The sequence below is a fragment of the Microbulbifer weihaiensis genome (genome assembly GCF_048323715.1).
Classification (GTDB): domain Bacteria; phylum Pseudomonadota; class Gammaproteobacteria; order Pseudomonadales; family Cellvibrionaceae; genus Microbulbifer.
On record NZ_JBLWFL010000001.1, the window covers coordinates 787159 to 813839 of the forward strand.

Genomic DNA, 26681 nt, shown 5'->3' on the forward strand with positions numbered 1-26681 from the left:
GGGCTTGCCAGGACAGTCTGCACCGCGCTCTCTGAGACAGTGTTCCCCAAGAAAGGTGCCTGAGACCCGCTCACGTCCCCCGGTTTAATGAGTTTTGTGACCAATCAGACAATCTGCTCTGATTGTTAACTGGGGTTCCGCTGCCTTCACTGTGCGTGGATAATACCCGAACTGTCCGCCAGCCGACAGGCGCGGGCCACTGAATACGAGCATACATACCCGGAAAGCAATTACCCATGTCGAATGAAAATCAGGAACTGCGTAAAGCAGGCCTCAAAGTCACCCTACCGCGAGTCAAAATTCTGCAACTGCTGGAGAACGCCAGCGAGCAGCACCTGAGTGCGGAAGATGTGTACAAGATGCTGCTTGAGGCAGGCGAGGATGTGGGCTTGGCTACGGTCTACCGGGTGTTGACCCAGTTTGAGAGTGCAGGCCTGGTCATACGCCACAACTTCGATGGTGGCCACTCGGTGTTCGAGCTGGATCGCGGCGACCACCATGACCATATGGTGTGCACGGACTCCGGTGAGGTCATCGAATTTCACAACGAAAAGATCGAAGAGCTGCAGCACCAGATCGCCGAAGAGCACGGCTACGAGCTCACCGGCCACAGCCTGGTGCTCTACGTTAAGAAGAAGGAAGGTTGATCATCAAGCGCTGATCAATAAAAGAACAAAAAAAGGGTGGCCATGGCCACCCTTTTTTGTTCGCGACGTTTTTTACTGGTTGTAATTTAATCGCATCGATTCAGATTGGCGCCGTTTCAGATTGGCGCGGTGTAGTCGTCCGGGTACTTGCCGACCTTGCTGGCATAAAACGCGCCGAATCGCGCCAGTTCCTTGGCCAGGTTCTCACCCATCTCCATTACTGGCCCCAGGCCAGCTTCCTTCTTGGAGAAGTCGATAAAGCCACACACCACCGGCACCGCAGCACCGCGGGCGATGTGGTAGAAGCCGGTCTTCCAGCGCTCGGCGCGGCCGCGGGTACCCTCCGGCGGCACTGCAATTACCAGCTCTTCGCGCTCGTTGTACTGGTTCACCGTGGCTTCCACCAGATTGTTGGCCTTGCTGCGATCCACCGCGATGCCGCCAAACCAACGCATGGTATGGCCGAGGGGGAATTTGAACAGTTTGTCCTTGCCCATCCACTGCGGGTTCACCTTGAGTTTCAGGGCCGCGAGTATGAAAAAGTAGCCGTCCCAGTTGGAGGTGTGCGGCGCTGCCAGAAGCACATACTTCTTCAGCTTGAGTGCGCGCTCGTCTGCCACGACCTTCCAGCCGTGCAGTTTCAGCAGCAGTCGTGCGACCAGGCGCAGGGCGGGAGTGAGGATGGGGGTGTTGAAGATGGTAATTTGCATGCTGTAACCGAGTTAACTTCTTTCCCGGATTGTAGTCCCGGGATCCTGAACAAAGGCGCGGCAGTATAAAGTGAATCTACTGCCGCTTTCGGTCAATTTCGGTCTGTGGCGGGTATTACCGGCGGTTTTTCTGTGACCGCTCAGGCACGGCTCAGCATTTCCTCGGCGTGGGCCAGCGACTGTGGTGTGGGTTCGCCGCTCAGCATGCGGGCAACTTCGATGCTGCGCTCTGCGTCCTTGAGTTCGCGCAATGCGACAAAAGCCGCCTCGCCATCGCTGTGCTTCTCCACCAGGTATTGCCGGTGGGCGCGGGCCGCGACCTGTGCGAGGTGGGTAACGCAGATGACCTGGCCGCGCTCGCCCAGTTGCCGCAGCAGGCGGCCGACCACGTCGCCGGTGGCGCCGCCGATACCCACATCCACTTCATCGAACACCAGGGTGGGGGTGCGGGAAGTCTGTGCGGTAACCACCTGTATGGCCAGGCTGACCCGGGACAGTTCGCCGCCGGAGGCAATTTTGCCCAGCGCCCGCGCAGGTTGCCCGGGGTTGGTGGAGATCAGTATCTCAACTTCCTCGAGGCCACTGGCAGCGGGCTTCTCCAGCGTAGTGAGCGCCAGCTCCACACGGGCGTGGGGCATGGCCAGATCCGCCAGCTGGGCATTGACTGCTTCGGCCAGCTTCAGCGCGGCTGCCGATCGCAGCTTGGTCAGTTTGGCGGCGCTCTTGCGGAACTGCTGTTCCAGCCGTTCACATTCCGCGGCCAGCTTGTCGAGGGCATCGGGCGCGCCGATTTCGTCCAGTTCCTGCTGCCATTGCTGCTGCAGCTCGGGCAGCTGGTCGGGCTGAACCCGGTGCTTGCGGGCAATGGAGTAAATTGCCGACAGGCGCTCCTCGACTTCCGCCAGCCGCTCCGGATCCATTTCAAACCGGTCGATGTGGCGCGAAAGGGTGCTGGCGGCTTCATCGACCTGGATGCGGGCGCTGTCGAGCATTTGCGCCACATCGACCAGCGCCGGGCTCTGCTCCGGCATCGCGCTGACCAGCTGCAGGGCGCGGTGCAATTGCTCGGCAATATCGCCCTCGCCACCATTCAGCAAGGCGGCCAGCTGGTAGCTGCCGCTCAGGATGTCCCCGGCATTGGCCAGCTGGCGCTGCTCACTTTCCAGTTCTTCCAGTTCCCCGGGTTTCAGGGCCAGCTGATCCAGTTCTTCGAGCTGGTATTCCAGTAGGTTGCGGCGGGCCTGGGTTTCCTCAGCGCTGTCCGCCAGTTTGCGGTAGCGGCGGTACTGATCCTGCCAGGTCTTGAAGTGAATGCGCACTTCGGCGCCCTGCGCCTCGGCGTGGGCATATTCGTCCAGCAGGCGCCGGTGCGTTTCCTTCTTCAGCAGTGACTGGTGCTCGTGCTGGCTGTGGATATCAATCAGCTGCTCACCGAGGGTGCGCAGTTGCATCAGAGTGACCGGCTGGCCGTTGATATAGGCGCGCGAGCGCCCGTCGGCGCCGATGGTGCGACGCAGGATCACTTCGCGCCCGGCATCGAGCTCCTGCTCTTCCAGCCAGTCGCGCGCGTCCTGATGCGCGCTGATATCGAATGTGGCGTGAATATCGGCGCGGTTGGCGCCAGCGCGAACCAGTTCGGCGTTGCCACGGTCGCCCAGCGCGAGGCCGAGGGCATCCAGGGTGATGGATTTGCCCGCGCCGGTCTCACCGGTAAGGGTGCTGGTGCCGGGGCCGAACTCCAGCTCCAGCTGGTCGACCAGGGTGAACTGACTGATAGACAGGTGCAGCAACATATGAAAATAGCTTCTATGGCCATTCGGATAGTGGTTGTTTATACAGTATTTGGTGTCGGACTTTCAATCACTGCGGGGCCTGAATGTGTGTCAGTCGCTTAATCCCCAGGGCGGCGGAGCGGAATACCCGGCTGCCGGGGGCGCTGGAGAAAACGTATTGGGTGTCCTTACTTGAAGTGCTGGCGGGTGCCCCCATATAGCTGAGCATTGGCAGAGCCGGCACCCGTGTGGGGCCGGCCTAACTATTTCGACTTTATTGGCAGTAGCCCACGGACACAGACGGAGAGAGCAGTGGCCAAAGAGCGCAGCGAAGAAGAGCAGATTGAGACCGGCGAGCAGGCCGCGGAAGTAGAAAACCCGAGTGCGGAAGAGCAGCACGCAGCGGAAGAGGCTCTGCAGGAAGAGCTGACTGGCGAGAGTGCGCTGGAAGTGGAAATCGCTTCCTTGCACCAGCAGCTGGCGGAGCACAAGGACATGGTTATGCGTGCCCAGGCGGATGTGCAGAATGCCCGCCGCCGCGCCCAGCAGGACGTGGAAAAGGCCCATAAGTTTGGGGTGGAGAAGTTGCTGAAAGACCTGTTGCCCGTCGTGGACAACCTGGAGCGCGCACTTTCCACCATCGACAGTGAGCACGAGGCCCACAAGTCCGTGGTCGAGGGAATTGAGCTGACCCACAAGTCTTTCCTCGACACCCTTGGCAAATACAGCGTGGAAACCATCGATCCCGCTGGCGAGCCCTTCGATCCGGAATTGCACCAGGCCATGGCGCAGGTTCCGAATGGTGACGTCGAGCCGAATACTGTTCTCGAGGTGTTCCAGAAGGGTTACCGCCTGAACGGTCGCCTGGTGCGCCCGGCGATGGTCGTCGTCAGCAAGGCGCCGTAACAGGGCGATAAAACCTGCGGTGCCGCCCTTGAAAACAAGACGGCGGCACCAATATAAGCAAACAACCGAATACAACCGCGCAGCACCAGGCACAGAGCCGGCGCGCGCAGCCAAGTGAGGAATCAGACAAATGGGTAAAATCATCGGCATCGACCTGGGTACTACCAACAGCTGTGTGGCGGTACTGGACGGCGACAAGGCTCGCGTAATCGAGAATGCTGAAGGCGATCGCACTACGCCTTCCATCGTCGCGTTCACTGATGACAACGAAGTACTGGTAGGTCAGTCAGCCAAGCGCCAGGCGGTGACCAACCCGACCAACACCCTGTTTGCCGTCAAACGCCTGATCGGCCGCAAGTTCAAAGACGACGTTGTGCAGAAAGACATCAAAATGGTGCCTTACTCCATCGTTGAAGCCGACAACGGCGATGCCTGGGTAGAAGTGAAGGGCGACAAAAAAGCACCGCCGCAGATCTCTGCCGAAGTACTGAAAAAGATGAAGAAAACCGCGGAAGACTTCCTCGGTGAGAAAGTGGACGCAGCGGTAATCACCGTACCGGCCTACTTCAACGACTCCCAGCGTCAGGCTACCAAAGACGCCGGCCGTATCGCAGGTCTGGATGTGAAGCGCATCATCAACGAACCGACGGCTGCGGCACTGGCTTACGGCATGGACAAGGCCGGTGGCGACCGCACCATCGCGGTATACGACCTGGGTGGTGGTACCTTCGATATCTCCATCATCGAAATCGCTGACGTCGATGGCGAGAAGCAGTTTGAAGTACTGTCCACCAACGGTGACACCTTCCTCGGTGGTGAAGACTTCGACCTGCGCCTGATCGACTACCTGGCCGAGCAGTTCAAGAAAGATCAGGGCATCGACCTGAAGGGCGATCCCCTGGCCATGCAGCGCCTGAAAGAAGCCGCGGAAAAAGCCAAGATCGAGCTGTCTTCCAGCCAGCAGACCGAAGTGAACCTGCCGTACATCACTGCAGACGCCACCGGTCCCAAGCACCTGGTTGTAAAACTGACCCGCGCCAAGCTGGAGAGCCTGGTGGAAGACCTGGTTACCCGCTCACTGGAGCCGGTAAAAATCGCCCTGCAGGACGCGGACCTGTCTGCTTCCGGTATCGACGAGGTGATCCTGGTGGGCGGCCAGACCCGCATGCCGCTGGTACAGGCGAAAGTAACCGAATTCTTCGGCAAAGAGCCGCGTAAAGACGTGAACCCGGACGAAGCGGTTGCCGTTGGCGCTGCGATCCAGGGTGCGGTACTGGGCGGCGACGTGAAAGACGTACTGCTGCTGGACGTAACCCCGCTGACCCTGGGTATCGAGACCATGGGTGGCGTGGCGACTCCGCTGATCGAAAAGAACACCACCATCCCGACCAAGAAGTCCCAGGTGTTCTCCACCGCAGACGACAACCAGACTGCCGTGACCATTCACGTGGTGCAGGGTGAGCGCAAGCAGGCGGCACAGAACAAGTCCCTGGGTCGTTTCGACCTGGCCGACATCCCGCCGGCACCGCGCGGCATGCCGCAGATCGAAGTGACCTTCGATATCGATGCCAACGGTATCCTGCACGTGCACGCCAAAGACAAGGCGACTGGCAAAGAGCAGTCCATCGTGATCAAGGCCTCTTCCGGTCTGTCCGATGAAGAGATCGAAAAAATGGTGCGCGACGCCGAGGCCAACGCCGAAGCGGACAAGCAGTTCGAGGAGCTGGTAACCACCCGCAATACCCTCGACGGCCTGATCTCTGCCACCCGCAAGACCCTGGAAGAAGCCGGCGACAAGGCGACCGCGGAAGAGAAAGCCGCGATCGACGCAGCCCTGGCCGAAGCCGAAGAAGCGGTGAAAGGCAACGACAAGGCAGCGATGGAAGCGGCAACCACCAAGCTGACCGAAGCTTCCGGCCCGGTAGCACAGAAGATGTACGCGGAGCAGGCGCAAGCCGGTGAAGCGGCTGCCCAGCAGGCCGAACAGGCCCAGTCTGGTGGTGACGATGCCGTGGACGCTGAGTTCGAAGAAGTCAAAGACGACAAGAAAGAAGACAAGTAACTCATCAAGAGTATCACCCACTTGTCTTCGCCCTCTGATGCAGGGGCCAGCACGCTGGCCCCTGCAGGGGGGGATAAAAAAGGCGCGGAAGTCCGGTGAGGGGTTTCGCGCCTTATGCAGTTAAAAAAGAACACACAGAGTTATGTCCAAACGCGATTACTATGAAATCCTCGGTGTAGCCAAGGGTGCGGACGAGAAAGAACTGAAAAAGGCCTACCGCCGGGTAGCCATGAAGTTCCATCCGGACCGCAACCCTGACGACAAAGAGGCGGAGAACAAATTCAAGGAAGCCAACGAGGCCTACGAAGTCCTGTCCGATCCGCAAAAGCGCGCGGCCTACGACCAGTTCGGTCACGCGGGCGTTGATGGCCAGGCCGGGCACGGTGGTGCCGGCGGCTTTGGTGGCTTCTCCGATATCTTCGGTGATGTGTTCGGCGATATCTTTGGCGGCGGCGCCGGTGGCGGCCGCCGCGGCCCGCAGCGCGGTTCCGACCTGCGCTATGACCTGGAGCTGGACCTGGAAGATGCGGTGCGCGGCACCACGGTCAAGATCAAGGTCCCGACCCTGGCCAACTGTGGTACCTGTCACGGCTCCGGTGCCAAGGCCGGTTCCAAGCCGCAAACCTGTGGTACCTGTGGTGGTGCCGGCCAGGTGCGCATGCAGCAGGGCTTTTTCTCCGTACAGCAGACCTGCCCTAACTGTCGCGGGCGCGGATCCGTGATCACCGATCCCTGTGGCAGCTGCCATGGCCGTGGCCGCGTCGAGGAAACCAAGACCCTGTCGGTCAAGGTGCCGCCGGGTGTGGATACCGGTGACCGTATCCGTCTTGCTGGCGAAGGCGAGGCTGGACCCGACGGCGGACCGGCCGGCGACCTGTACGTACAGGTAATGGTGCGCGAGCACGAGCTGTTCCAGCGCGATGGCAAAAACCTCTACTGTGAAGTGCCGATCAGCTTTGTGACTGCAGCCCTGGGCGGCGAAATGGAAGTGCCGACCCTGGACGGCAAGGTCAAGCTCAAGATCCCCGCAGAGAGCCAGACCGGCAAACTGTTCCGCCTGCGCGGCAAGGGGGTGACCCCCGTACGAGGTGGCGCACCCGGTGACCTGCTGTGCAGGGTGGTGGTGGAAACCCCGGTTAACCTGACCACCAAGCAGAAAGAACTGCTGGAAGAATTTGCCGGCACGCTCAGCGAAAAGAAAAATTCTCCGCGCCAGACCGGCTGGTTTGAAGGCGTGAAAAACTTCTTTGGTGATATGAAGCTGTAACTCAGCACCTATAAAAAAGCCCGGCAAACTTGCCGGGTTTTTTTATGGCGCGAGGAATGGCTGCAACGCCTATTGCGCTAGTCCAGATAGCATACCTGTGGCGGTGCGTGCATCAGGAAATTCTGATGTGAAATATTCCACGCGTATGCACCGGCCAGAGGAAATACCAGATAGTCCCCGATAGCCAGTTCGTTAACCGGTTGCCGTGCCGCCAGCACATCCTTTGGTGTACAAAGCTGCCCGACGAGTGTAACGGACTCGTGACTAATGGCCTTACCCCGTTTGCGGCCTTCCAGCACAAAAAATGGATGGTCATGGGATTGCGCCGCCGGTGTACGAAAATGGTGGGTGCCGCCGTGCCCGATTGCGAAGTACTCCCCGTGATTGTGCTTGATATCTAATACTTCCATCACGTAGTAACCACAGGCCGCGGTAATGAAGCGGCCGCACTCAAAGCGTACCTTGGCATCCCCCAGGTTTGCTTCGTCCATCAATACTGCCAGCCCCCGGCAGAATCTCTCCCAGTTGAAATGATTTGCCTGTTCGCCATAGTCTATTCCCATGCCGCCGCCGACATTCAGTATTGGCAAGTGCAAACCATATCCTTCACACCACCGTCGGAACGTGGAGAAGTAAAGCTCAATCAACTGGAGATGGGAATCTGCACACAATTGATGTGACATCATGTGGAAGTGAAACCCCTGCAGTGACAGCCCCGGATTGTCGCGGATCAGGGCGAGCGCGTTGTCCAGATCCTGCGGATCGAGTCCGAAAGGACTGGGCTTGCCGCCCATGGCGAGCTTGGTGAGGGCGATCCCTTCCAGTGGAATGTTCATTCGTAACAGAATGGGAACCTGCTGGTCTCTTTGCGTGCTGAGCTGAGCGAGCCTGTGCAACTCGGTGAGGCTTTCAACATGAAAGTATTCGACTTGCTTGTCCAGAGCACTGGCAAGTTCGCTTTCCAGTTTCCCCGGCCCGCCGAAAATCAGTGACATCTCCGGGTGGGTTTCATAAAGCCAATCGAGCTCGCCTCCGGACGCCGCTTCAAAGCCTTCCACCCAGGGGGCAAGTGCTGCGAGGATCCTGCGGTCTGGGTTGGCTTTTGCGGCGTAGTACAGCTGCGTATTTTCCGGCATTACTGAACGCATGGCTGCGATGTGCCGCTGGAGATCTGCCAAATCGTAAATATATGCGCAGACAGGCTGCGATGCAGAAGCCACGGATTCAATGGCCTGTTTTAATCGGTGTTTCACATTAATTACCTGTTTCTATCTGGTGCGCAATGTGTGTTCTGAGCTTTGATGGTTCTGGCTTATGGGCAACAGCACCAGCGGGTTTTTCAGATTGGTGTAGCCCGCCTGGAAATCCGCTTGCTTTAACAACCGTGTCGTAAAGTTATTTTTGGATGGTATCGTCTCCCCGAGCAGTAGTCGGTTCAGCTCAGGCTGAGCACCATTTTCATCCTGCCACTGATCAACGGCCGTTCTTAGAAGTTGCCAAAGCTCGCACTCGAGTCTTATGTTTTCCTGGCAGTTATCTTCATCATGCCCTGCCGCAAGGTGGAAGATGGCCTCACTAAAATTATTCACCAGAAGGCAGTAAGCGATGCGCTTCCATCCCTTTTCCCGCTCGTAATAGACCGACTGTCGCGCCCGCGCTTGTAATTCGGAGAGCCGTGTAGCAGGCCAGAACTCGGGTAACAGCTTGGTGCCTTCGAGATCGCGAATCCAGATTTTATGGGGAAGGCCATTGTGAAACCCGATTACCGTATTTTGCAGGTGAGGCTCAAATACGACCCCCTGCTTAAAAAAGTAATAAAAGATACCGCGCAGGCTTATTTCTATGTATCGCTGGAACCAGTCCATTGCGATTTCTCGATAGCTAATACCTGATTGACGGCAGTGGTACGCTAGTTGAATGGCAATGATGCTGTTTCCGCGAGCGTCACAGGTGAACAGGCTGGCGGCCAGTTGCGGTCGCAGGTTTTTATTAGTGCGGGCGCTCAGGTTTTCCCGGAAAAGGATACCGAATGATTCCATGCAATCTCTTGCAGAAGATTCATTCATGCCGAGCTCCCTGGCCAGGGCACCCAGGTCTAACGTGCTTGCCAGTGGTTCGTACATCACCTGGAAGTCCGGACAGTATTCACGGGCTTCAGTAGCAAGCGGTCGTAGCAAGCCTGTCAGCGATACCGCGCTGTGCAGCTCATACCAGGCATTTTTTCGAATGCAGTTGGTCAGTCTCACATGAATGGAAAATTTCATCTGAAGATCAAGGTCTTCCCGATAAACCGTTCGCACCGATGACGTTGGCTGTACGGGATTGCCCAGCTCGCCTCGAGGCTTGAGTAATCCCTGTTTGATTGCCGCCAGTATCAGTGGCTGCTTCAACAAGTATTCCGCCTCCCAGGGATGACAGGGATAGAGATACCCACTTTGGCCGTGTAAATTTCGCAATACATTCTCTGCCTTTTCGGTCTGATTCCCCAAAATTCGGATCAGCTCCGGTGAGACTTCAAACCAGAAAAGCGGAAAGCTTGCAGAGATTTCAGGTGAACACTGCAGGAGGGTTTCGAGAGGCACACCGTGCCGGCTTTTCGGGCTGGGGTGCAGTGCATGCCCCCAAAGCAGGCTTTGCTCGGCACGGATAAAGCTATTTCCAGTTTGATCTGGATTGACTTTGCTGCTGCCGAGAAATGCCTGGGTAATGTCTCGGCTATTTTGTACCTGCTCGAGCAACTCTTCATTGAACTCTGCGGGCAATATCAATGAAAGGTGGTTCAGAAGGAAGGTACATAGCTCCAGGGTTTCCATTGCAAGCCAGGGAGAGCCTTCCTTTTTCACGAAGGGCTTTCCCAGGAAACGACAGCGGCCGATGTTACTGACCTGTTCGGCAACGGCGAGCAGACGGGCGCCGGACTGTGGAAAATTGAGCAAGACCCATTGGCCACTGGATTGCGCTTTGAGTGATCGCAGCGAAAGTGGGCAATCGGCAAGTTCGTGATGAAACGACACTTCATTGGCGTTCATTGCGCACTCGCGGATATAGCAGTTCAGCAGGCAGGTGGTGGCATTTTTGTCAGAGAGCTCTGCATTGATCTGGGTCTGAACTGATTCAATAAACTTCCGTATTTCCATGGGTTTTCATACTCCCGGTTTTGAATGCAAGCAGGGTAATAGCTATCCCGCAACTTACTGCGGATAGGAGGAAAGGCGTGGCACTGTACTGGATTGACGTCGAGGCGGCGGCACCAAGCCCTGCCAAGACGCCGCCCCACTTGCCGGCAGAATCGATAAGGCCAAAAGTGCGTCCGGCCTGAGCTTTGTCGACTTGAGCGCTCAACAGGCGATTGAGTCCGGTATACGCAAACACTACGCCGATGCCGAACAGCAGCCTCAACGGCCAAAGCTGTTCGAGTGATACCGCCAGGTATTGTCCCGTACAGGACAATCCCAGGCACAACAAGCCAAGTAACGCCTGGCCCTGCGCAGGCAGCCGTATTTTTCCAGCGGGTACAATCAGTAGGATGTACACGACGTGTGGCAGGCTATATAGGAGGCCAACAAGTCCCTCTGTTGTCACACCCAGCGTACCGGCATAGGGCAAGAAATAGGGGTAGGTAGCGACCATGGCGAAGCAGAACAGGAACTGGAGAATGAAAAGCAGGTGTAGTGCCCGGGGGGGAGGAATGGCTCCCGCTCTCCTGTTGGAGCTCGTATATGGCGTGTCCGCCGGTAGGTTCAGCGTAATGAGTACTGCGATAAATGGCAGCATTGCGAGATAGCGATAGACCTGTAACGGCGCTATCCATTGCAAAGTCACCCCGAGCAGTATCGGCGCAACTATGAGAGCCATTCGTGCGGAAACCTGAGTGAGGTTCAGACTCTTTGCGAGCGTCTCGCCTTTCTGTTGGGTAGATAAAAATGCATTGGACGCGGCTATGGTCCCGCCACATGCGCCCTGCACAAGAAGCCCGATGGCGAATGTGGAGATGGATTCCGCAAAACCGCACAAGAGGAAGCCAATGATCAGCCCCAGTTGCGCGCGAAGCAGCGACGTACGCTTGCCAAAGCGATCCGCAAAGCGGCCCCAGAGGGGCGCGCTCAGGGCGGTACACACACTTGGCAGGGTAAACAGCAGGCCAACCCAGTAGCCCGGAAGGTTGGCATCCAGGTTTTGCAATATTCGCGGAATAAACAGCGTCATGCCCAGCACGCTGAAGGCTGAGAGGAAGTGGCATAACAGGACGCTGCCCACGAAGGCATTCATGTTACTGCGCATTGGTCAACCTAAGGAAATTTGGTGCAGATTGACCGTAATGCTTGTTGATGTCAGCGGCACCTGAACGACTTTTGCTGAGCAGGCTTCCGGCGCTGAGCAGGTACTTTATGGGGAGGAATTCCTGTCGCAGCAAGGATTGAGTCGCGAAAGTGGTATCCACTCCGTCACGTTGCAAGGAATCGAGCTCTACCTGTAAATATTTTCTTAATTTTTCATACAGGGGGCGCCGTCTGGCCAGACCGCGCTGGCAAACCGCCTCGATAATGACCGCAATATTCAACTGTAACGTGATGGTGCAAAACATTTGTGCCAGTGGCAGTTCTTCGTCAACGCGAATGCGTACATCACGAAAATCTTCGATGATTGATTGCAACTCGGGTGCCGCGGAAATACAGCGAGAAGACAAGATGCGGGCCGAGTCATTGTCTTTCATGATCAGGCCGAGGGGCCTGCCCTCACATAAGTTCAGTACAGCGTTTTGCTGGTTGGCCTCAAGCGCGATGCCGTAAACAAGCCACAGGCGCAAGTGCACCTTGAGCATCAGGGATAGATATGCATCGAGCCAGGCGTGCAGGTCTCCTCGGTAAAATTGGTCGACCAGATGTTCGAGATACAGCCTCCCATCAGGCATCGGGCTCGCCAGCGCTGCTACCGGTACCAGCGTCGATTCCTGCAGTTGCTCAGCGGGGTAGCGGCGCAGGATGAACGCAAGCTCGCGAGATTCTCCGCAATGTCCGCCGGCCTGTTCGTCGCAGTGCAGATAGCTGCCGCGCAATACCGGGTCGCGCTTTGCTATCTCCGTCAGTAGGTGGGAAAAAGCATGGCCGTCATACAGGGTTGAGGGCTTGATCGAACGGATATTTTTGGCCCCCAGCGTACTCATGCTGAGGGGTATTTTGATATGCAGATCCGGCTGGTCTACAAACATGACCGTTCGAACCGAGAGGGTAGGCAGGACTTCCCGTGCGCTATTGGGGGCCCGGATGATCCCTGCGTGTGGAAGCTTCAGATGCTCCCAGGTCAACGGGTGTACCGGTAACAGATAGTGGCTGTGTGAAAAGTCTTCCGGTAAACCGACCTCGCTAAATGATGGCCAAACGGATGGCAGCGGCGCGGTCAGGGTAAGTAGGGGTTTTTCTACGGCCAGCCACCGCAGTGCAAAGCTCGACATAAATTCCGGGGCGTAGCGGCGCAGGTCCTCGTCGTCCAGACCATGCTTTGCCCTGGCAGTCGGGTAAAAGGGGTGGTCGAGGTACGAGGCAACCTGCTCGCTGTATAGCAGTCGCTGCCACCAGTGTGGTCGTGCGGACAGGGGCAGGCTTAACACCGCCTCTTGGTTGCGGTACGCCTCGAGACATAAATCGCGATGACGTACCGCGGTCTCCGATTCTTGGCAGTACGCGGAAAAAAGTGCCTGGGTTTCCTCATCCTGTGTACATGCAAGTAGGGACAACCAGTGGCGATACCCCCGCTGCTTAAGCCATTGGTTCTTGCTTTGCACCAGCCACTGGTCGCCAGTAGCGTGCCAGCTTTGCATAAATTCATGTTGTTCAACTGGCAGATAAACCGTGCCCTTGCCGGTGGTAAATGTCAGCCAGTAGTCGCTATGTAGCGCTACTGTAGATTGCACTGCCGATGTTGGACATTCGCGCGTGACAGCGGCGTGGGCAAGGTCACCAATTTGTTCGCGAACGCAGGTGTTGATGATACGTTGCGTAATGTAGCTTTCGGCCGCTTCGCTCATGCTTGGATTCTCCACTCGAGAGTGCTGCAGAATTCCTCGACGGCGCTGTGGAGGTCGGTAGAGGCGCTGGCGATAGCGGTCACCACGCCAATGTAGTCTTTGTTGGAGCGCGATAAGCGGATGGTTTCCCCTTGTTTACGGAGTGGCTGGTAGCTGAATTTCACACCGTTTTGTTTGCGTTGAATTTCTCTTGTCTGCTCGACCACTTCACCTTCTTGCTCCGCTATCAGATAGTGAATGATTGCCTGGTCCTTTGGCGCGCTAAATGCGGGGAGCGGTTCACCTTGGTGGAGTTGCAGGATGGGTATGAACCAACCTCCTGGCAGCAGTTCATCGAGTAGAAATTCACGGCCATCGCCGATGCTCCGGTAATTGATTTCTACCAGTTTCGGCCCGGATTCGGTCGCAATGAACTCGCTGTGGCAGACGCCGAAGTGCATACCGAATTCCCGCAGTTGTGCCAGTGCCTGCTCGCGGTACCGCATACTGTTTTTTCCATTCCATACCGCGCTGTGCTCGATGAAATCCGGTGGCTCGGAAAGTGTCACATCAAAACCACCAACCGCCATCAAGTCATGCCCGTCACCCAGGGTTTCCAGTGTGAACAGGTCTCCCTGCATATATTCCTCCAGCAGAACGGGAGTGATCGGATTGGCGCGACGGAATACTTTCAGGTATTCGGTGAGCTCTTCCGCGTTCTGACACATGCGCACATGCATGCTTGCCACGCCCTCGCGGGGTTTTGCGACGACCGGATAGCTGAGTTGTGTGGGAAGACTCTGGGTTGGCAGCAGCAATTCAGAGCGGGGTGTCGGGAGTCCTAGTTTTTCCAGGCGATTGCGCATAGACGCCTTGTTCTTGGCGGAATAGCAGCGGCGCCAGTTTTTGCCGGGTAGAGAGAAATACTCGGCCACCAGGGCGGTGACCGTCTGCAAGTGGTCACTATTGCTGAACACCATATCCGGTGAGAGGTCGTGGCTGCTCAGGAGGTCAATCACGGCAAGGGGGTTGAATACATCACACTCGAGAATGGTGATGGGTAGCTCTACTGACTGTTCGACAAGGTGCTGTTTGTGCGCCAGGCCGCAATCGGTCACAAGTGTGACTTCATAGCCCAGTTCCAGGCTCGCGGGGAGGAAGCCGCGCACAGTGGCGGGATGGAGGATATGCGTAATCAATACCATTTGACGGGACATTGCGATCTCCGTTGCAGATTGTGGAAACCGGGGAGCAAATTGCCCCCCAAAGCTCGGCTGCCGCACCGTCGGATTACGCCGTCATCAGATGAATTTAATTCCGCATTTTTTCAGGGGTTTTCAAACTGATGACAAAATTATTTCCTCTGTGCCAATCCGTCGGTACAGGTAACGGTGACGGAGCATACATAGGGAAATTCCACTTGTATACCTAAGTGATAATACTTATCATTAGCTTTAACTGTTCTGAGGCAGGCGTCCCAATTTTTGTTGTCGGGCGCAGTTAGTGGGATCAATTCACTCGTAGGTGACGGCAAGTTACTTGCGAAAAGTAATACGGGAAAAGGAAGTCGAAGCCGTGCTTCAAAAAAATTCGGCCAAGGAAAAAATGCTTCGCCGGCAAGAAGTGTTTGGCATTCTGAATTCTGTGCCCTCGCCGCTAGTTTGCGAAATGATCGGCGCTGCAGGCTACGACTTTATTATTCTCGATACCGAGCATCTGCTGGTGAATCCCGCGGAGCTGCAGCACTGTATTCGTGCTGCGGAGTCTTTCAATATAACGCCCCTGGTGCGTGTGCCGAGTAGTGACAACGCCCTGATCGCACGCGCATTGGATGCTGGTGCCCAGGGCATAGTGATTCCGCGTGTTAGCAGTGTGGCTCAGGCGCGTACAGCAATTGAGGCGGTGCGATTTCCTCCCCGTGGGCGACGCGGAATTACCGGAGGGCGTAATACGGGCTTTGGAGCCCTGAATCTCGATGAGTATATGGCGCGGGCCGACCGCGAAGTTTTACTGGTGTTGATGATCGAGGATCCTGAAGGCGTCAGCGCGCTGCCAGAGATTCTCACGCTCGGTGGCATCGACATGATTCTCGAAGGGGCGCTGGATCTCAGTATTGCAATGGGCCATGGCAGCCAGGTCCAGCATGCATCCGTACAAGCGGCACTCCAGACCATGGCGGGCGCTTGCTTTGAAGCCGGCATTCCATTCTGTGCCATTCCCCGGCAGCCAGCCCAGCTCGATGCGTGGCGGGAAATGGGTGTGCATACCTTCGTTACCGGCGAGGATCGTGGAATTCTGTTTCGCCAGTTGAAGGCACACCTCAATGATTTCAAATCACCAGGCTCCGCGCGGTCCCCTTAATCCCTGCTAATCCCAACTAATCCCAATGTTTGATTTCCTGATATAGGCCAAGGACATTCCTATGCAAAATACGTCGAAATTCTTTCCGCGCTCAATGCTGAGCTGCGCTATCTTCGCTTCCGCTATCGGCGCTATCTTCGCTTCCGCTATCGGCGCTGTCGGAGTGCAAGCTGCAGATCGTGAGGGCGAGCCCACAAAAGCCGAGCTGGAAGAGGTTCAGGTTACCGGCAATGTGTTGGGCAACTCGCTGCCGGAAGAAGTGCTCACTTATCCCGGTAATCGCAGTCTGTTGACCGCCGAGCAACTGCAGAAAATGGCCACTCTGTCCATTGATGATGGCCTGCAGCGGGTGCCGGGCGTCAAGATTCAGGATGAAAGCGGCACCGGTGTTTTACCCAATGTCGCCGTGCGCGGCCTCAACGCCAGTCGCTCGGGTTATACCCAATTTCTGGTTGATGGGATTCCACTGACACTGGCTCCCTATGGCCACACCGGTCAATCACTGTTTCCCGCTGCCCTGAAAAGCCTCGATCGTATTGATATTGTGCGCGGTGGTGCGGCGGTGCAATACGGTCCCAATAACGTTGGTGGTGTAATCAACCTGGTTACCAAGCCGATTCCGCAGCAGTGGGAAACCAGTCTGCAGGAGAAACTCACCGGTTTCTCCGGTGGCAATAGGCTCACTGATACCTACGCCCGTACCGGTGGTGCACTAAACGACCAGTTTGCCATTCAGCTCGAGGGTAACCTGATTAGCGGTGATTCCTTTCGGGATCATTCGGATACCAGTGTCAAAAACTGGCTGGTAAAAAGTCGCTGGAGTATCGATGCTGGCAAGCAATTGGATCTGGTGCTGCAGCGCTACGACGCCGATACCGAAATGCCGGGTGCATTGACTTCGGATGCATATGCCGAGAACCGGGAACAGTCACTGAGGCCCAACGATGAATTCCAGGGGGATACCACCCGCTTCAGTGCGCACTACAAGCAGCAGCTGGGTGAGCTGGGCTTCGCTGATGCAGGCACCTTTGAGTGGATGACGTTTGCACACAACTCGATGCGTAATTTTCAGTGGGACTTCAGCACTGATCCCAGCGCCAATCACTGGGCGGACCCGGCTGCGCCAGCCACGCTGCTGCGCAGTTCACCGCGTGAGTTTGATGTTTGGGGCACCGAGCCGCGGGTGAGTCTGCAGTTCGCAGGCGATGTTTCGCATACCCTGACTTTTGGTTCGCGTCTGGTAAAAGAAGAAGTGGATTACAAGCTGGTTCAGACAGTGATCGATACCGGGGCTACCGCGACTCCGCGGGACTGGTTGCTGGAAACCAGTGCGATTGCCGCCTTTGTCAGTGACGAGATTCGCCTGCTGGATAAACGCCTTAGCGTTACACCGGGGCTGCGCTACGAAAGCGTCGACATGGATTTCACCGACGTGGGGAACGACTCTGCCACGGATAACCGCATCACGGAGCTGCTGCCGGGGATCAGTGTGGGCTTTGAGGCCAGCGACAAGCTCTTCCTCTACGCCAATACCCAGCGCTCTTTGCGCGCGCCACAAATCGCCGTCATCCGCGGCACTGGCGACGAGGGGGCGGAGCTGGCGTGGAATTATGAGGCGGGGATACGATTCGAGCCGGCGGAAAGTGCGAGTGTGAGTGCCTCACTCTACCGTATCGATTTTACCGATCAGCTGCTCTACAACAGCAGCGAGCAGAGCTTCGACAATGTGGGCGAGACCCGTCACCAGGGCTTGGAGCTTGAAGGTGCGATTTCCCCCAGCAGCCTGCCGGCACTGCAGTTGCACATGGCCTACAACTATCTCGATAGTGAGCAGCGCGAGGGCGCCAATATCGGCAAGGAATTGCCCTACGCTTCCGAGCACCAGTTGAGCTGGGATGCGAGTTATGCACTGGCGGATGTCGATATCACACTGTCCGGCTTCTATTTCAGCAGTGCGTACAGTGATCAGGCCAACACGGAAGAAGAGCTGGCATCCGGTACCACCGGGAAGCTGCCGGCCTACACTGTGTGGAATCTGCAGGTGAGCAAGGTGTTTACCCAGGCGAATGGCTCAGAGTTGTACACCGGTCTCTCTGCGAACAACCTGCTGAACGACGAGTATTACTTCCGCGGCATTGATGTGAGCCCTTCCGGTCGCTATCCAGCACCGCCGCGCTCGATCAGCGCAGAACTGAAGTATACCTTTTAATTAGGGGGGATTAGTAACGGGCCGGTTCAACAGGGGGGCAGTGGCCGGGCGGGCGCCGTGGCCACCTGGCGTAGTTCCGGCCTGCGCTATGACCTGGAGCTGAATTCAGTTTTCCGCCAGTTTACTGCGGAAACTTTCGTGAAATTCCTGCTGGATCTTTTTCAGCTCTGCCAATTGATCCTCGTTCAGGATTCTCACCATCTCGGCGCGGGTCGCCGCGCGCGCCGCAATGATTTTCGCATCGATCTCTTCCTTCTGCTCCCGGGTCAGCTTAGGCATCTTGCCCTGGGAAAACCCGTAGTCTTCCAGAATCTTCAATTGAAGCTCGAAGCTTTTTTCCATCAGTGGCAGAACCTTGGTTTCCTGCTCGGGGGTGAGCTTCAGGCGCAGGGTCACCCAATCGGTAATATCTGCATATTTTTCCCAGAAGTCATCGCTCAAATCATCACTGTCAGCCGCCTGGCCTGTGGTAACGATGCTGAACAGGAGGAGAGCGCATAGCGCTGCGGAAAAACTGGACCAGAATGGGTCGCGGGCTTCAGCGTGCATGTTTGGCGCTCCAATCGACTCGATACTGAAAGCGTAGACGACGAATGCAATGGCGCAAGAAATACCCGGCAGTCAGTGGCGTTGCGGGGCAATTCCGGTAAATCCTGTGAGACCGAGTATTCTCCTGTAATGGATACGCGGTAGAATCCGCGCCTTTCGCCGCCAGGGGGCACCCCCTTGGTGGCGGTCCAGGTTATCCAGTCGCCAGAATCAGGAGGAAGAGCGATGACAGTGAAAGTGGCAGTGACCGGTTTTGGCGGGCGCATGGGGCGGGCTCTGGCTGAGGCCCTGAAACAGGCCGGGGAAGCCGGCAAAGCGGAATTGTCTGCGGCGATCGTGCGCCCGGGCTCCAGCCTGGTCGGTGCTGATGCCGGCGAAGTAGCAGGCATCGGCCGCAACGGGGTTGCCATTGTGGACAGCCTTGAAAATGCCGACTTTGACGTGCTGATCGACTTCACCGCGCCCCAGGCCAGTATTGATAACGCGGCGTACTGTGCGCAACACGGTAAGGCGATTGTGGTCGGTACCACCGGTTTCACCCCCGAGCAGAAGGCGGCCATGCTGAGTTCGGCAGATAAGGCGCCACTATGTTTTGCCTCCAACTTTTCTACCGGTGTGAACCTGTGCTTTAACTTACTCGAAACCGCGGCGCGCGTTCTGGGCGACGACGTGGATATCGAGATTGTCGAAGCACACCATCGGCACAAGTTGGATGCGCCCTCTGGCACCGCGCTCAGCATGGGCGAGGTTGTGGCCGATACCCTCGGGCGGGATCTCGCCAAGGTGGCTGTCTATGGCCGCGAGGGCCAGACTGGTGCGCGCGAACGCGAGACCATCGGATTCGCCACCGTGCGCGGCGGAGACGTCGTTGGTGAGCATACAGTCACGTTTTTTGCCGACGGAGAGCGTGTGGAGATCACCCACAAGGCCAGCAGCCGTCTGGCGTTTGCCCGCGGCGCGGTGCGCGCAGCGGTATGGTTAAACGGTCGCGCCGCGGGACACTACGATATGCGCGACGTACTGGCGCTCAAATAAGCAACGCCAAATTCTTTCAGGAGTTCAGGTTGGAAAAGAAAATCATTGTCGGTAGTGAGGAGTGGTGTGCATTCCCCGGTCTTGGCATTCCCGCGATCAAGGCGCGAGTGGATTCGGGCGCAAAGACGTCCTGTTTGCACGCCTACAACATCCAGACATTTACTCGCAATGGCGAACCGTGGGTGAGCTTTGAGGCCCACCCGCTGCAGAACCTGCGCCGCCCCCGCGTGCGCTGTGAGGCGAAGGTACTGGATCGGCGCACGGTGCGCAGCTCCTCCGGCGACGCTGAAAAGCGCATTGTCATCAAAACTGGCCTGAGTATCGGTGGCAGCGTCTGGGATATCGAACTCACGCTGACCAACCGCGACTCCATGGGTTATCGCATGCTGCTCGGGCGCGAGGCCATGATGGGGCGTATGCTGGTGGATCCGTCCGAGAGTTTTTGCCTTGGCGATATGCCGCCGAGCCAGCTCGAAGAGTACTATCGCGACGAACATCATATTGCCGGTACCGGCCTGCGCATCGGCGTGCTCGCATCGAACCCGGAGCTGTATAGCAACCAGCGCATCATGGAGGCCGGCGCCGAGCGCGGCCACCGGATGACGTTCCTGAACATTCGCCAGTGCTACATGAAGCTGGACGCCGCGGAGCCGGAAGTGCATTACCGCGACGGGCGCATTCTCAATAACCTGGATGCGGTCATCCCGCGGATTCGCCCCAGCCAGACATTCTATGGCTGCGCGCTGACCCGTCACTTTGAAAGCATGGGGGTGTATGCGCTCAATGGCTCCCAGTCCATCAGCCAGTCGCGGGACAAGCTCTACTCCCTGCAGCTGCTGCAGGAAAGCGGCCTGAATATCCCGATATCGGGTTTCGCCAACTCGCCGATGGATACCAACGAGCTGATTGAAATGGTCGGTGGTGCGCCGCTGATCGTAAAGCTGCTGGAAGGCACCCAGGGGCGCGGTGTAGTGTTGGCGGAGACGCGCAAGGCGGCGGAATCCGTGATCAATGCGTTCAAGTCCCTCAAGGTAAACCTGCTGGTGCAGGAGTTTATCCGCGAAGCGCAGGGCAAGGACCTGCGCCTGTTCGTGGTGGATGGCAAGGTGTTTGCCGCGATCCAGCGCGAGGCGGCGCCGGGCGAGTTCCGTGCCAATATCCACCAGGGTGGTACGGCGTCGGTGGTGAAGATCCTGCCGGAAGAGCGCAAGCTGGCGATCAAGGCGGCCAAGGTGCTGGGGCTGAAAGTGGCGGGCGTGGATATCATTCGCTCGAAAAAGGGGCCGTTGCTGCTGGAAGTGAACTCGTCGCCGGGTCTCGAAGGCATCGAGAGCGCCACGCGCAAGGATGTGGCGGGTTCGATGATCATGGCGATCGAAAAGGCCCTGAAGTGGGCCCCCACCGTGGGAGGTATCGAGCCGGGCGAATAACCCGGTCAACCGTCGGGCCAGCGCTGGCCCGAGTGCCAGCCTTTTTAATTTGGCGCTTGCCTGCCGTTAGTCCGTTGGTCGCTCGACCACAGCGGTACTAATCTTGTTAGGCCTCGTCCCGGTAACGGAAAGCGTTGCCGGCGCGGGGCTCAGCAGTTGGTAACCGCCAGACATGCCTATATCCAGTTTCATATTTCAAAGATCCAGTAAGCGCCAGGCAGGTTCCGGGCAAACCCGGTTGCTGTTCCTGGTGGCACTTATTTCCCTGATTGCTTCCCTGGCACCGCTCAGGTCGGTCGCGGCACAGGTCTCGGATACGGATACCGGCCGCGAGGTGATGGTGGATTATATCGTCCACTTTGCGCACCACGTGCAGTGGCCGATTGAGGTGTTTAACGGCACCGGCGCGCCCTTCAGGATGTGCCTGATGGGTGAGGTCGAAGTGGCCGCGCCGCTGGAAAAGCGCATGCATCACCGCCGGATTCAGGGGCGCATGGTCGCGGTTGAGAAAATCAGCAAGGGCGAGATCATGCGCGCGCGGGGATGCCAGATCGTGGTGATGGGTGGAATGGATCACGCGAGCCTGGTGGAAGTGGTCACTGCGCTGGAGTTTTTCCCGGTACTCACCATTAGCGACGAATCCCGCTTTGCCGTGCTCGGGGGGATGATCGAGTTCGCGGGCAGCGGCGCAAGCATGGCGCTGCAGCTCAACAAGACCCGGCTGGATCGCGCGGAACTGAAGGTTGGTAGCAGTCTGTTCAGACTGAGCCGTCAGGTGAGTCTGGAAGGTCGGCCCTGAAACGACAGTTGACGCATATTTATACTGGCGGTCGCGGCCATTTTACCGTAGAATCTGCGCCCGGCTTGGAGAGGTCCCACAGTAGTCGCCCGCGCCAAATGTACGCAGTTATTTGCGCTTGGATGCAGGGCCCGTGGCTTTCCCGCCCAGTGAAGTGCCGGCGGCAATTGCCGGCCAAACAGTGAGAGCCCCTAGGCAGTTCCAGAAAATTGGTTAACCCAGGAAGCCTTTGCTTGTCAGCTTTGAGAGCCGCGCGTGAAGAATTTTATAAGAAGCGAGATGAAGCAGCAGTTTCATCTCGCTTTTTTATAAGAGGCACCCGGTAAAAAGTTACAGGTGCAACCGCAGCCGAGGCTGTGCACTCACCCCGCCCGAGAGCCGTTCTGACGACTGGAGATTGAATTGAACAACGCTGTTCCCACGCCGGAATCCCTGATGCCCAGCACTACCCCGGCTTTGCTGGTGCTCGCCGATGGCAGTGAATTTCACGGCCGAGCCATTGGTGCTGAAGGTTCAACCGTTGGTGAGGTGGTTTTCAACACCTCCATGACCGGTTACCAGGAAATCCTGACCGACCCGTCTTATGCCCGCCAGATCGTTACCCTGACTTATCCGCACATCGGCAACACTGGTACCAACAGTGAAGATGAAGAGTGCGCTGATATCTGGGCCGCGGGCCTGGTTATCCGCGACCTGCCGCTGCTGGCCAGCAGTTTCCGCAGCGAGCAATCACTGGAGGATTACCTCAAGGCGCGCAATATCGTCGGCATCGCCGATATCGATACCCGCCGCCTGACCCGCATCCTGCGCGACAAAGGCGCCCAGAGCGGCTGCATTGTTGCCGGCGACAACATCGACAAGGAAGCCGCTCTGGCCAAGGCCCGCGAATTTGCCGGTCTCAAGGGCATGGATCTGGCCAAGGTCGTCTCCACCAAGGAGAAGTACGACTTCAACGAAGGCACCTGGGTGCTGGGCCAGGGCCACAAGCCAGCGCCGGCCGCTCAGCCGCACAAAGTTGTCGCCTACGACTTCGGCGTGAAGCGCAATATCTTGCGTATGCTGGTGGATCGCGGCTGCAGCATCACCGTAGTGCCGGCGGAAACCCCGGCCTCCGAGGTGCTGGCCATGAACCCAGATGGCGTATTCCTCTCCAATGGCCCGGGCGACCCCGAGCCCTGTGACTACGCGATTGCGGCGATCAAGGAAATTCTCGGCACCGGCTTGCCGGTATACGGCATCTGCCTCGGCCACCAGTTGCTGGGCCTGGCGGTAGGCGCGAAAACCGCGAAGATGAAATTCGGCCACCACGGCGGCAACCACCCGGTTCAGGATCTCGGCAGCCGCAAGGTGATGATCACCGCGCAGAACCACGGTTTTGCAGTGGATGAAGACTCCCTGCCGGAGAACGTGGAAGTTACCCACAAGTCGCTGTTCGACGGCACCCTGCAGGGCATTCGCCTGAAGGACAAGCCGGCGTTCAGCTTCCAGGGACACCCGGAAGCGAGCCCAGGCCCCCACGATGTGGCGCCCTTGTTCGATCAGTTTATCGAAATGATGGAAGCGCGCCGCTAAGCGAAGCCTCCCGGGGGTAGGAACCTGCACGCAAGTTCCTACGATGCAGACCAGAATTTTATCCGCCGGTTAATTTCGGCGTGAAACGGAAGAAAGATGCCAAAACGCACAGACATTAAAAGTATTCTGATCATCGGTGCCGGCCCCATCGTTATCGGCCAGGCCTGTGAATTCGACTACTCCGGTGCCCAGGCCTGTAAGGCGCTGCGCGAAGAGGGGTACCGGGTAATCCTGGTTAACTCCAACCCGGCCACCATCATGACCGATCCGGCCATGGCCGATGCGACCTACATCGAGCCGGTGGAATGGAAGACCGTTGCCAAGATCATCGAGAAAGAGCGCCCCGACGCGATCCTGCCAACCATGGGCGGCCAGACCGCACTGAACTGTGCACTGGCGCTGGACAAGCACGGTGTCCTGGAAAAATTCGGCTGTGAGCTGATCGGCGCCGACAAGAATGCGATCGAGAAAGCGGAAGACCGCGACCTGTTCGACAAGGCGATGAAAGCCATCGGCCTGGAAACCCCGCGTGCCAAGATCGTGCACTCCCTGGAGGAAGCGAAGAAGGTACCGGAAGAGTTCGGCTTCCCGGTGATCATTCGCCCGTCCTTCACCATGGGTGGTTCCGGTGGTGGTGTGGCCTACAACTGGCCGGAGTTCGAGGAAATCTGCAAGCGCGGTCTCGACCTCTCCCCGACCAACGAACTGCTGATCGACGAATCCCTGCTCGGCTGGAAAGAGTACGAGATGGAAGTTGTTCGCGACAAAAACGACAACTGCATCATCGTGTGTGCCATCGAGAACTTCGACCCGATGGGCGTGCACACCGGCGACTCCATCACCGTGGCCCCGGCGCAGACCCTGACCGACAAGGAATACCAGCTGATGCGCAACGCGTCCATCGCGGTATTGCGCGAGATCGGCGTGGAAACCGGCGGTTCCAACGTGCAGTTCGGAATGGATCCGAAAACCGGCCGCATGGTGGTGATCGAGATGAACCCGCGGGTGTCCCGCTCCTCCGCACTGGCCTCCAAGGCCACCGGCTTCCCGATTGCCAAGGTCGCGGCCAAGCTGGCGGTGGGTTACACCCTGGACGAGCTGCAGAACGACATTACCGGCGGTGCGACCCCGGCGTCTTTCGAACCGTCCATCGACTACGTCGTGACCAAGATCCCGCGCTTCACCTTCGAGAAGTTCGGTGAAGCGGATGCGCGCCTGACCACCCAGATGAAATCTGTGGGTGAAGTCATGGCGATTGGCCGTAACTTCCAGGAGTCCCTGCAGAAAGCGCTGCGCGGCCTGGAAGTGGGCTCTTTCGGCTTCGAGCCGAAACTCGATCCGGCGGAAGTGGGCTCTGTAGAGCGCCTGCGCCGCGAACTGTCCGTGGCCGGTGCCGAGCGCATCTGGTACGTGGGCGATGCCTTCCGCATGGGTATGAGCATCGACGAAGTGTACGAACTCTCCGGCATCGACCCCTGGTTCCTGGTACAGATCAAGGAACTGATGGAAATCGAAGAGCCGCTGAAGTCCATGCCGACCTCCGCGCTCGACGCCAAGACCATGCGCTTCCTCAAGCGCAAGGGCTTCTCCGACAAGCGTCTGGCCGACCTGCTGGGCGTGAGCCAGAAGACTGTGCGCGAATTCCGCCAGAAGCTGGGTGTGTTCCCCTCGTACAAGCGGGTGGATACCTGCGCGGCCGAGTTTGCCACCAGCACTGCGTACATGTACTCCACCTACGATGAAGAGTGCGAGTCCGAACCTTCTGACAAGAAGAAAATCATGGTACTCGGCGGTGGTCCGAACCGTATCGGCCAGGGCATCGAATTCGATTACTGCTGCGTACACGCGGCACTGGCAATGCGCGAAGACGGTTACGAGACCATCATGGTCAACTGCAACCCGGAGACCGTTTCCACCGACTACGACACTTCCGACCGCCTCTACTTCGAGCCGGTAACCCTGGAAGACGTACTGGAAATCGTGCGCAAGGAAAAACCGGAAGGCGTTATCGTGCAGTTCGGCGGCCAGACTCCGCTGAACCTGGCGCGCTTCCTCGCTGCAGAAGGTGTGCCGATCATCGGTACCACCCCGGAGCAGATCGACCGCGCGGAAGACCGCGAGCGCTTCCAGCAGATGATTATGCGTCTCGGCCTCAAGCAGCCGCAGAACGCGATCGTGCGCTCCGAATACGAAGCGATCCAGAAAGCGAAGGAAGTGGGTTACCCGCTGGTGGTGCGCCCGTCCTACGTACTGGGCGGCCGCGCGATGGAGATTGTCTACAAGGAAGACGAACTCAAAACCTACATGAAAGAGGCGGTCGAAGTCTCTGAAGATGCGCCGGTGCTGCTGGATCACTTCCTGCACTCCGCCATCGAGGTGGACATCGACGCAGTGTCCGACGGCAAGGACGTGGTCATCGGCGCAATCATGCAGCACATCGAACAGTGTGGTGTGCACTCAGGTGACTCCGCCTGTTCCCTGCCGCCCTACAGCCTGCCGGCCGATGTGCAGGACAAAATGCGCGAACAGGTTAAAGCCATGGCGCGCGAACTGGGCGTGGTGGGCCTGATGAACACCCAGCTCGCCTACCAGGACGGCGAGATCTACGTGATCGAGGTGAACCCGCGCGCGTCCCGTACCGTGCCGTTCGTCTCCAAATGTATCGGTACTTCCCTGGCGAAAATCGCAGCACGCTGTCAGGCGGGCATGACACTGGCGGAGCAGGGTTTTACCACGGAAATCGTACCGGACTACTACTCCGTGAAGGAATCCGTGTTCCCGTTCAACAAGTTCCCGAAAGTCGACCCGATCCTCGGCCCGGAAATGAAATCCACCGGTGAGGTTATGGGTGTCGGCGAAACCTTTGCAGAGGCCTTTGATAAGGCGCTGCTGGGTGCCGGTGATGCGCTGCCGGAATCCGGTAAAGTGTTCATTTCCGTGCGCGATGTGGACAAGGCTGGTGTGGTTGATGTGGCGCGCGAGTTGTCGAAGCTTGGCTTCGAGCTGGTGGCCACCCGCGGCACAGCCAAGGTCTTGCAAGAAGCGGATATTACCGTTACAACGGTGAACAAGATGAGCGAAGGCCGTCCGCATATCGTCGATATGATCAAGAACGACGAGATTGCACTGGTGGTGAACACCACTGAAGGACGCCAGGCGATTCGCGACTCTGCCGATATTCGCCGCAGCGCGGAAAACCACCAGGTTTGCTATACCACAACCCTGGCGGCGGCCAAGGCCATGGCGATGGCCATGCAAATTGCCGAGCCGCTCAATGTGCGTCGACTGCAGGATCTGCACCAGCGCGTTGTGCGCCTGCAGGGCTGATCGAGCTGACTGTTGCCGGCCGCCTTTCGGG

The 26681-nt window shown here is 57.8% G+C and carries 19 protein-coding genes; 11 read left to right on the top strand and 8 right to left on the bottom strand.

What is annotated here, in order from left to right; genetic code table 11:
• Positions 1-236 precede the first annotated feature (236 nt).
• Positions 237-647, top strand: a complete 411-nt coding sequence (gene fur / locus ACNKU7_RS03315) for a ferric iron uptake transcriptional regulator (protein ID WP_418295538.1) — start codon at positions 237-239, stop codon at positions 645-647.
• 116 nt (positions 648-763) lie between these two features.
• Here the strand turns inward: fur and ACNKU7_RS03320 are convergent, their stop codons facing one another.
• Both ACNKU7_RS03320 and recN read right to left on the bottom strand, forming a co-directional pair.
• Positions 764-1357: a 1-acyl-sn-glycerol-3-phosphate acyltransferase gene (locus tag ACNKU7_RS03320; protein WP_226663397.1), complete on the bottom strand. Its 594-nt coding sequence runs from the start codon at positions 1355-1357 to the stop codon at positions 764-766.
• Positions 1358-1497: 140 nt separating this feature from the next.
• Positions 1498-3150, bottom strand: a complete 1653-nt coding sequence (recN, locus tag ACNKU7_RS03325; protein ID WP_418295539.1) for a DNA repair protein RecN — start codon at positions 3148-3150, stop codon at positions 1498-1500.
• Positions 3151-3441: 291 nt separating this feature from the next.
• On the opposite strand from recN, the gene grpE reads away from it, so the two are divergent.
• The 3 genes from grpE (at position 3442) to dnaJ (ending at position 7364) form a co-directional block, all read left to right on the top strand.
• Entirely contained in the window at positions 3442-4035 is a 594-nt protein-coding gene (gene grpE, locus ACNKU7_RS03330; protein ID WP_418295540.1) for a nucleotide exchange factor GrpE, read from the top strand.
• Between the two features lie 130 nt (positions 4036-4165).
• Entirely contained in the window at positions 4166-6097 is a 1932-nt protein-coding gene (gene dnaK / locus ACNKU7_RS03335) for a molecular chaperone DnaK (protein ID WP_418295541.1), read from the top strand.
• A gap of 142 nt (positions 6098-6239) precedes the next feature.
• Positions 6240-7364 carry a molecular chaperone DnaJ gene (gene dnaJ / locus ACNKU7_RS03340; protein WP_418295542.1) on the top strand — a complete coding sequence of 375 codons (1125 nt, stop codon included), beginning with the start codon at positions 6240-6242 and terminating at the stop codon, positions 7362-7364.
• 77 nt (positions 7365-7441) lie between these two features.
• Here the strand turns inward: dnaJ and ACNKU7_RS03345 are convergent, their stop codons facing one another.
• Genes ACNKU7_RS03345 through ACNKU7_RS03365 form a run of 5 tightly spaced genes read right to left on the bottom strand, consistent with a single transcriptional unit; the run spans position 7442 to position 14585 of the window.
• Positions 7442-8617 (bottom strand): type III PLP-dependent enzyme, encoded by a 1176-nt coding sequence (locus ACNKU7_RS03345; RefSeq protein WP_418295543.1) that lies wholly within the window; start codon positions 8615-8617, stop codon positions 7442-7444.
• A 15-nt stretch (positions 8618-8632) separates the two neighbouring features.
• On the bottom strand, positions 8633-10501 hold the full coding sequence (locus tag ACNKU7_RS03350; protein ID WP_418295544.1) for an IucA/IucC family protein: 1869 nt from the start codon (positions 10499-10501) through the stop codon (positions 8633-8635).
• Positions 10479-11621 (bottom strand): MFS transporter, encoded by a 1143-nt coding sequence (locus ACNKU7_RS03355; protein ID WP_418295545.1) that lies wholly within the window; start codon positions 11619-11621, stop codon positions 10479-10481. The genes ACNKU7_RS03350 and ACNKU7_RS03355 overlap by 23 nt, the downstream gene beginning before the upstream one ends.
• A 13-nt stretch (positions 11622-11634) precedes the next feature.
• On the bottom strand, positions 11635-13389 hold the full coding sequence (locus tag ACNKU7_RS03360; RefSeq protein WP_418295546.1) for an IucA/IucC family protein: 1755 nt from the start codon (positions 13387-13389) through the stop codon (positions 11635-11637).
• Positions 13386-14585, bottom strand: a complete 1200-nt coding sequence (locus ACNKU7_RS03365) for an ATP-grasp domain-containing protein (RefSeq protein ID WP_418295547.1) — start codon at positions 14583-14585, stop codon at positions 13386-13388. The genes ACNKU7_RS03360 and ACNKU7_RS03365 overlap by 4 nt, the downstream gene beginning before the upstream one ends.
• Positions 14586-14943: 358 nt before the next feature.
• On the opposite strand from ACNKU7_RS03365, the gene ACNKU7_RS03370 reads away from it, so the two are divergent.
• Together ACNKU7_RS03370 and ACNKU7_RS03375 are read left to right on the top strand one after the other, a co-directional pair.
• Positions 14944-15729, top strand: a complete 786-nt coding sequence (locus ACNKU7_RS03370; protein WP_418295548.1) for an HpcH/HpaI aldolase family protein — start codon at positions 14944-14946, stop codon at positions 15727-15729.
• 163 nt (positions 15730-15892) lie between these two features.
• Positions 15893-17938, top strand: coding sequence for a TonB-dependent receptor family protein (locus tag ACNKU7_RS03375; RefSeq protein ID WP_418295549.1), 2046 nt, complete (start codon positions 15893-15895; stop codon positions 17936-17938).
• 105 nt (positions 17939-18043) lie between these two features.
• On the opposite strand, the gene ACNKU7_RS03380 is transcribed toward ACNKU7_RS03375, so the two are convergent.
• Positions 18044-18487, bottom strand: coding sequence for a hypothetical protein (locus ACNKU7_RS03380; protein WP_418295550.1), 444 nt, complete (start codon positions 18485-18487; stop codon positions 18044-18046).
• 225 nt (positions 18488-18712) lie between these two features.
• On the opposite strand from ACNKU7_RS03380, the gene dapB reads away from it, so the two are divergent.
• From dapB to carB, 5 genes are all read left to right on the top strand, one after another.
• Positions 18713-19522 carry a 4-hydroxy-tetrahydrodipicolinate reductase gene (gene dapB / locus ACNKU7_RS03385; protein ID WP_418295551.1) on the top strand — a complete coding sequence of 270 codons (810 nt, stop codon included), beginning with the start codon at positions 18713-18715 and terminating at the stop codon, positions 19520-19522.
• Between the two features lie 29 nt (positions 19523-19551).
• Positions 19552-20952, top strand: coding sequence for a 30S ribosomal protein S6--L-glutamate ligase (rimK, locus tag ACNKU7_RS03395; protein ID WP_472439823.1), 1401 nt, complete (start codon positions 19552-19554; stop codon positions 20950-20952).
• A 172-nt stretch (positions 20953-21124) separates the two neighbouring features.
• Positions 21125-21751 carry a YfiR family protein gene (locus tag ACNKU7_RS03400; protein ID WP_418295552.1) on the top strand — a complete coding sequence of 209 codons (627 nt, stop codon included), beginning with the start codon at positions 21125-21127 and terminating at the stop codon, positions 21749-21751.
• Between the two features lie 435 nt (positions 21752-22186).
• Complete coding sequence (gene carA, locus ACNKU7_RS03405; protein WP_418295641.1) at positions 22187-23323, top strand: glutamine-hydrolyzing carbamoyl-phosphate synthase small subunit; 1137 nt, start codon at positions 22187-22189, stop codon at positions 23321-23323.
• A gap of 96 nt (positions 23324-23419) precedes the next feature.
• Positions 23420-26650 (top strand): carbamoyl-phosphate synthase large subunit, encoded by a 3231-nt coding sequence (gene carB / locus ACNKU7_RS03410; RefSeq protein WP_418295553.1) that lies wholly within the window; start codon positions 23420-23422, stop codon positions 26648-26650.
• Positions 26651-26681: the final 31 nt, after the last annotated feature.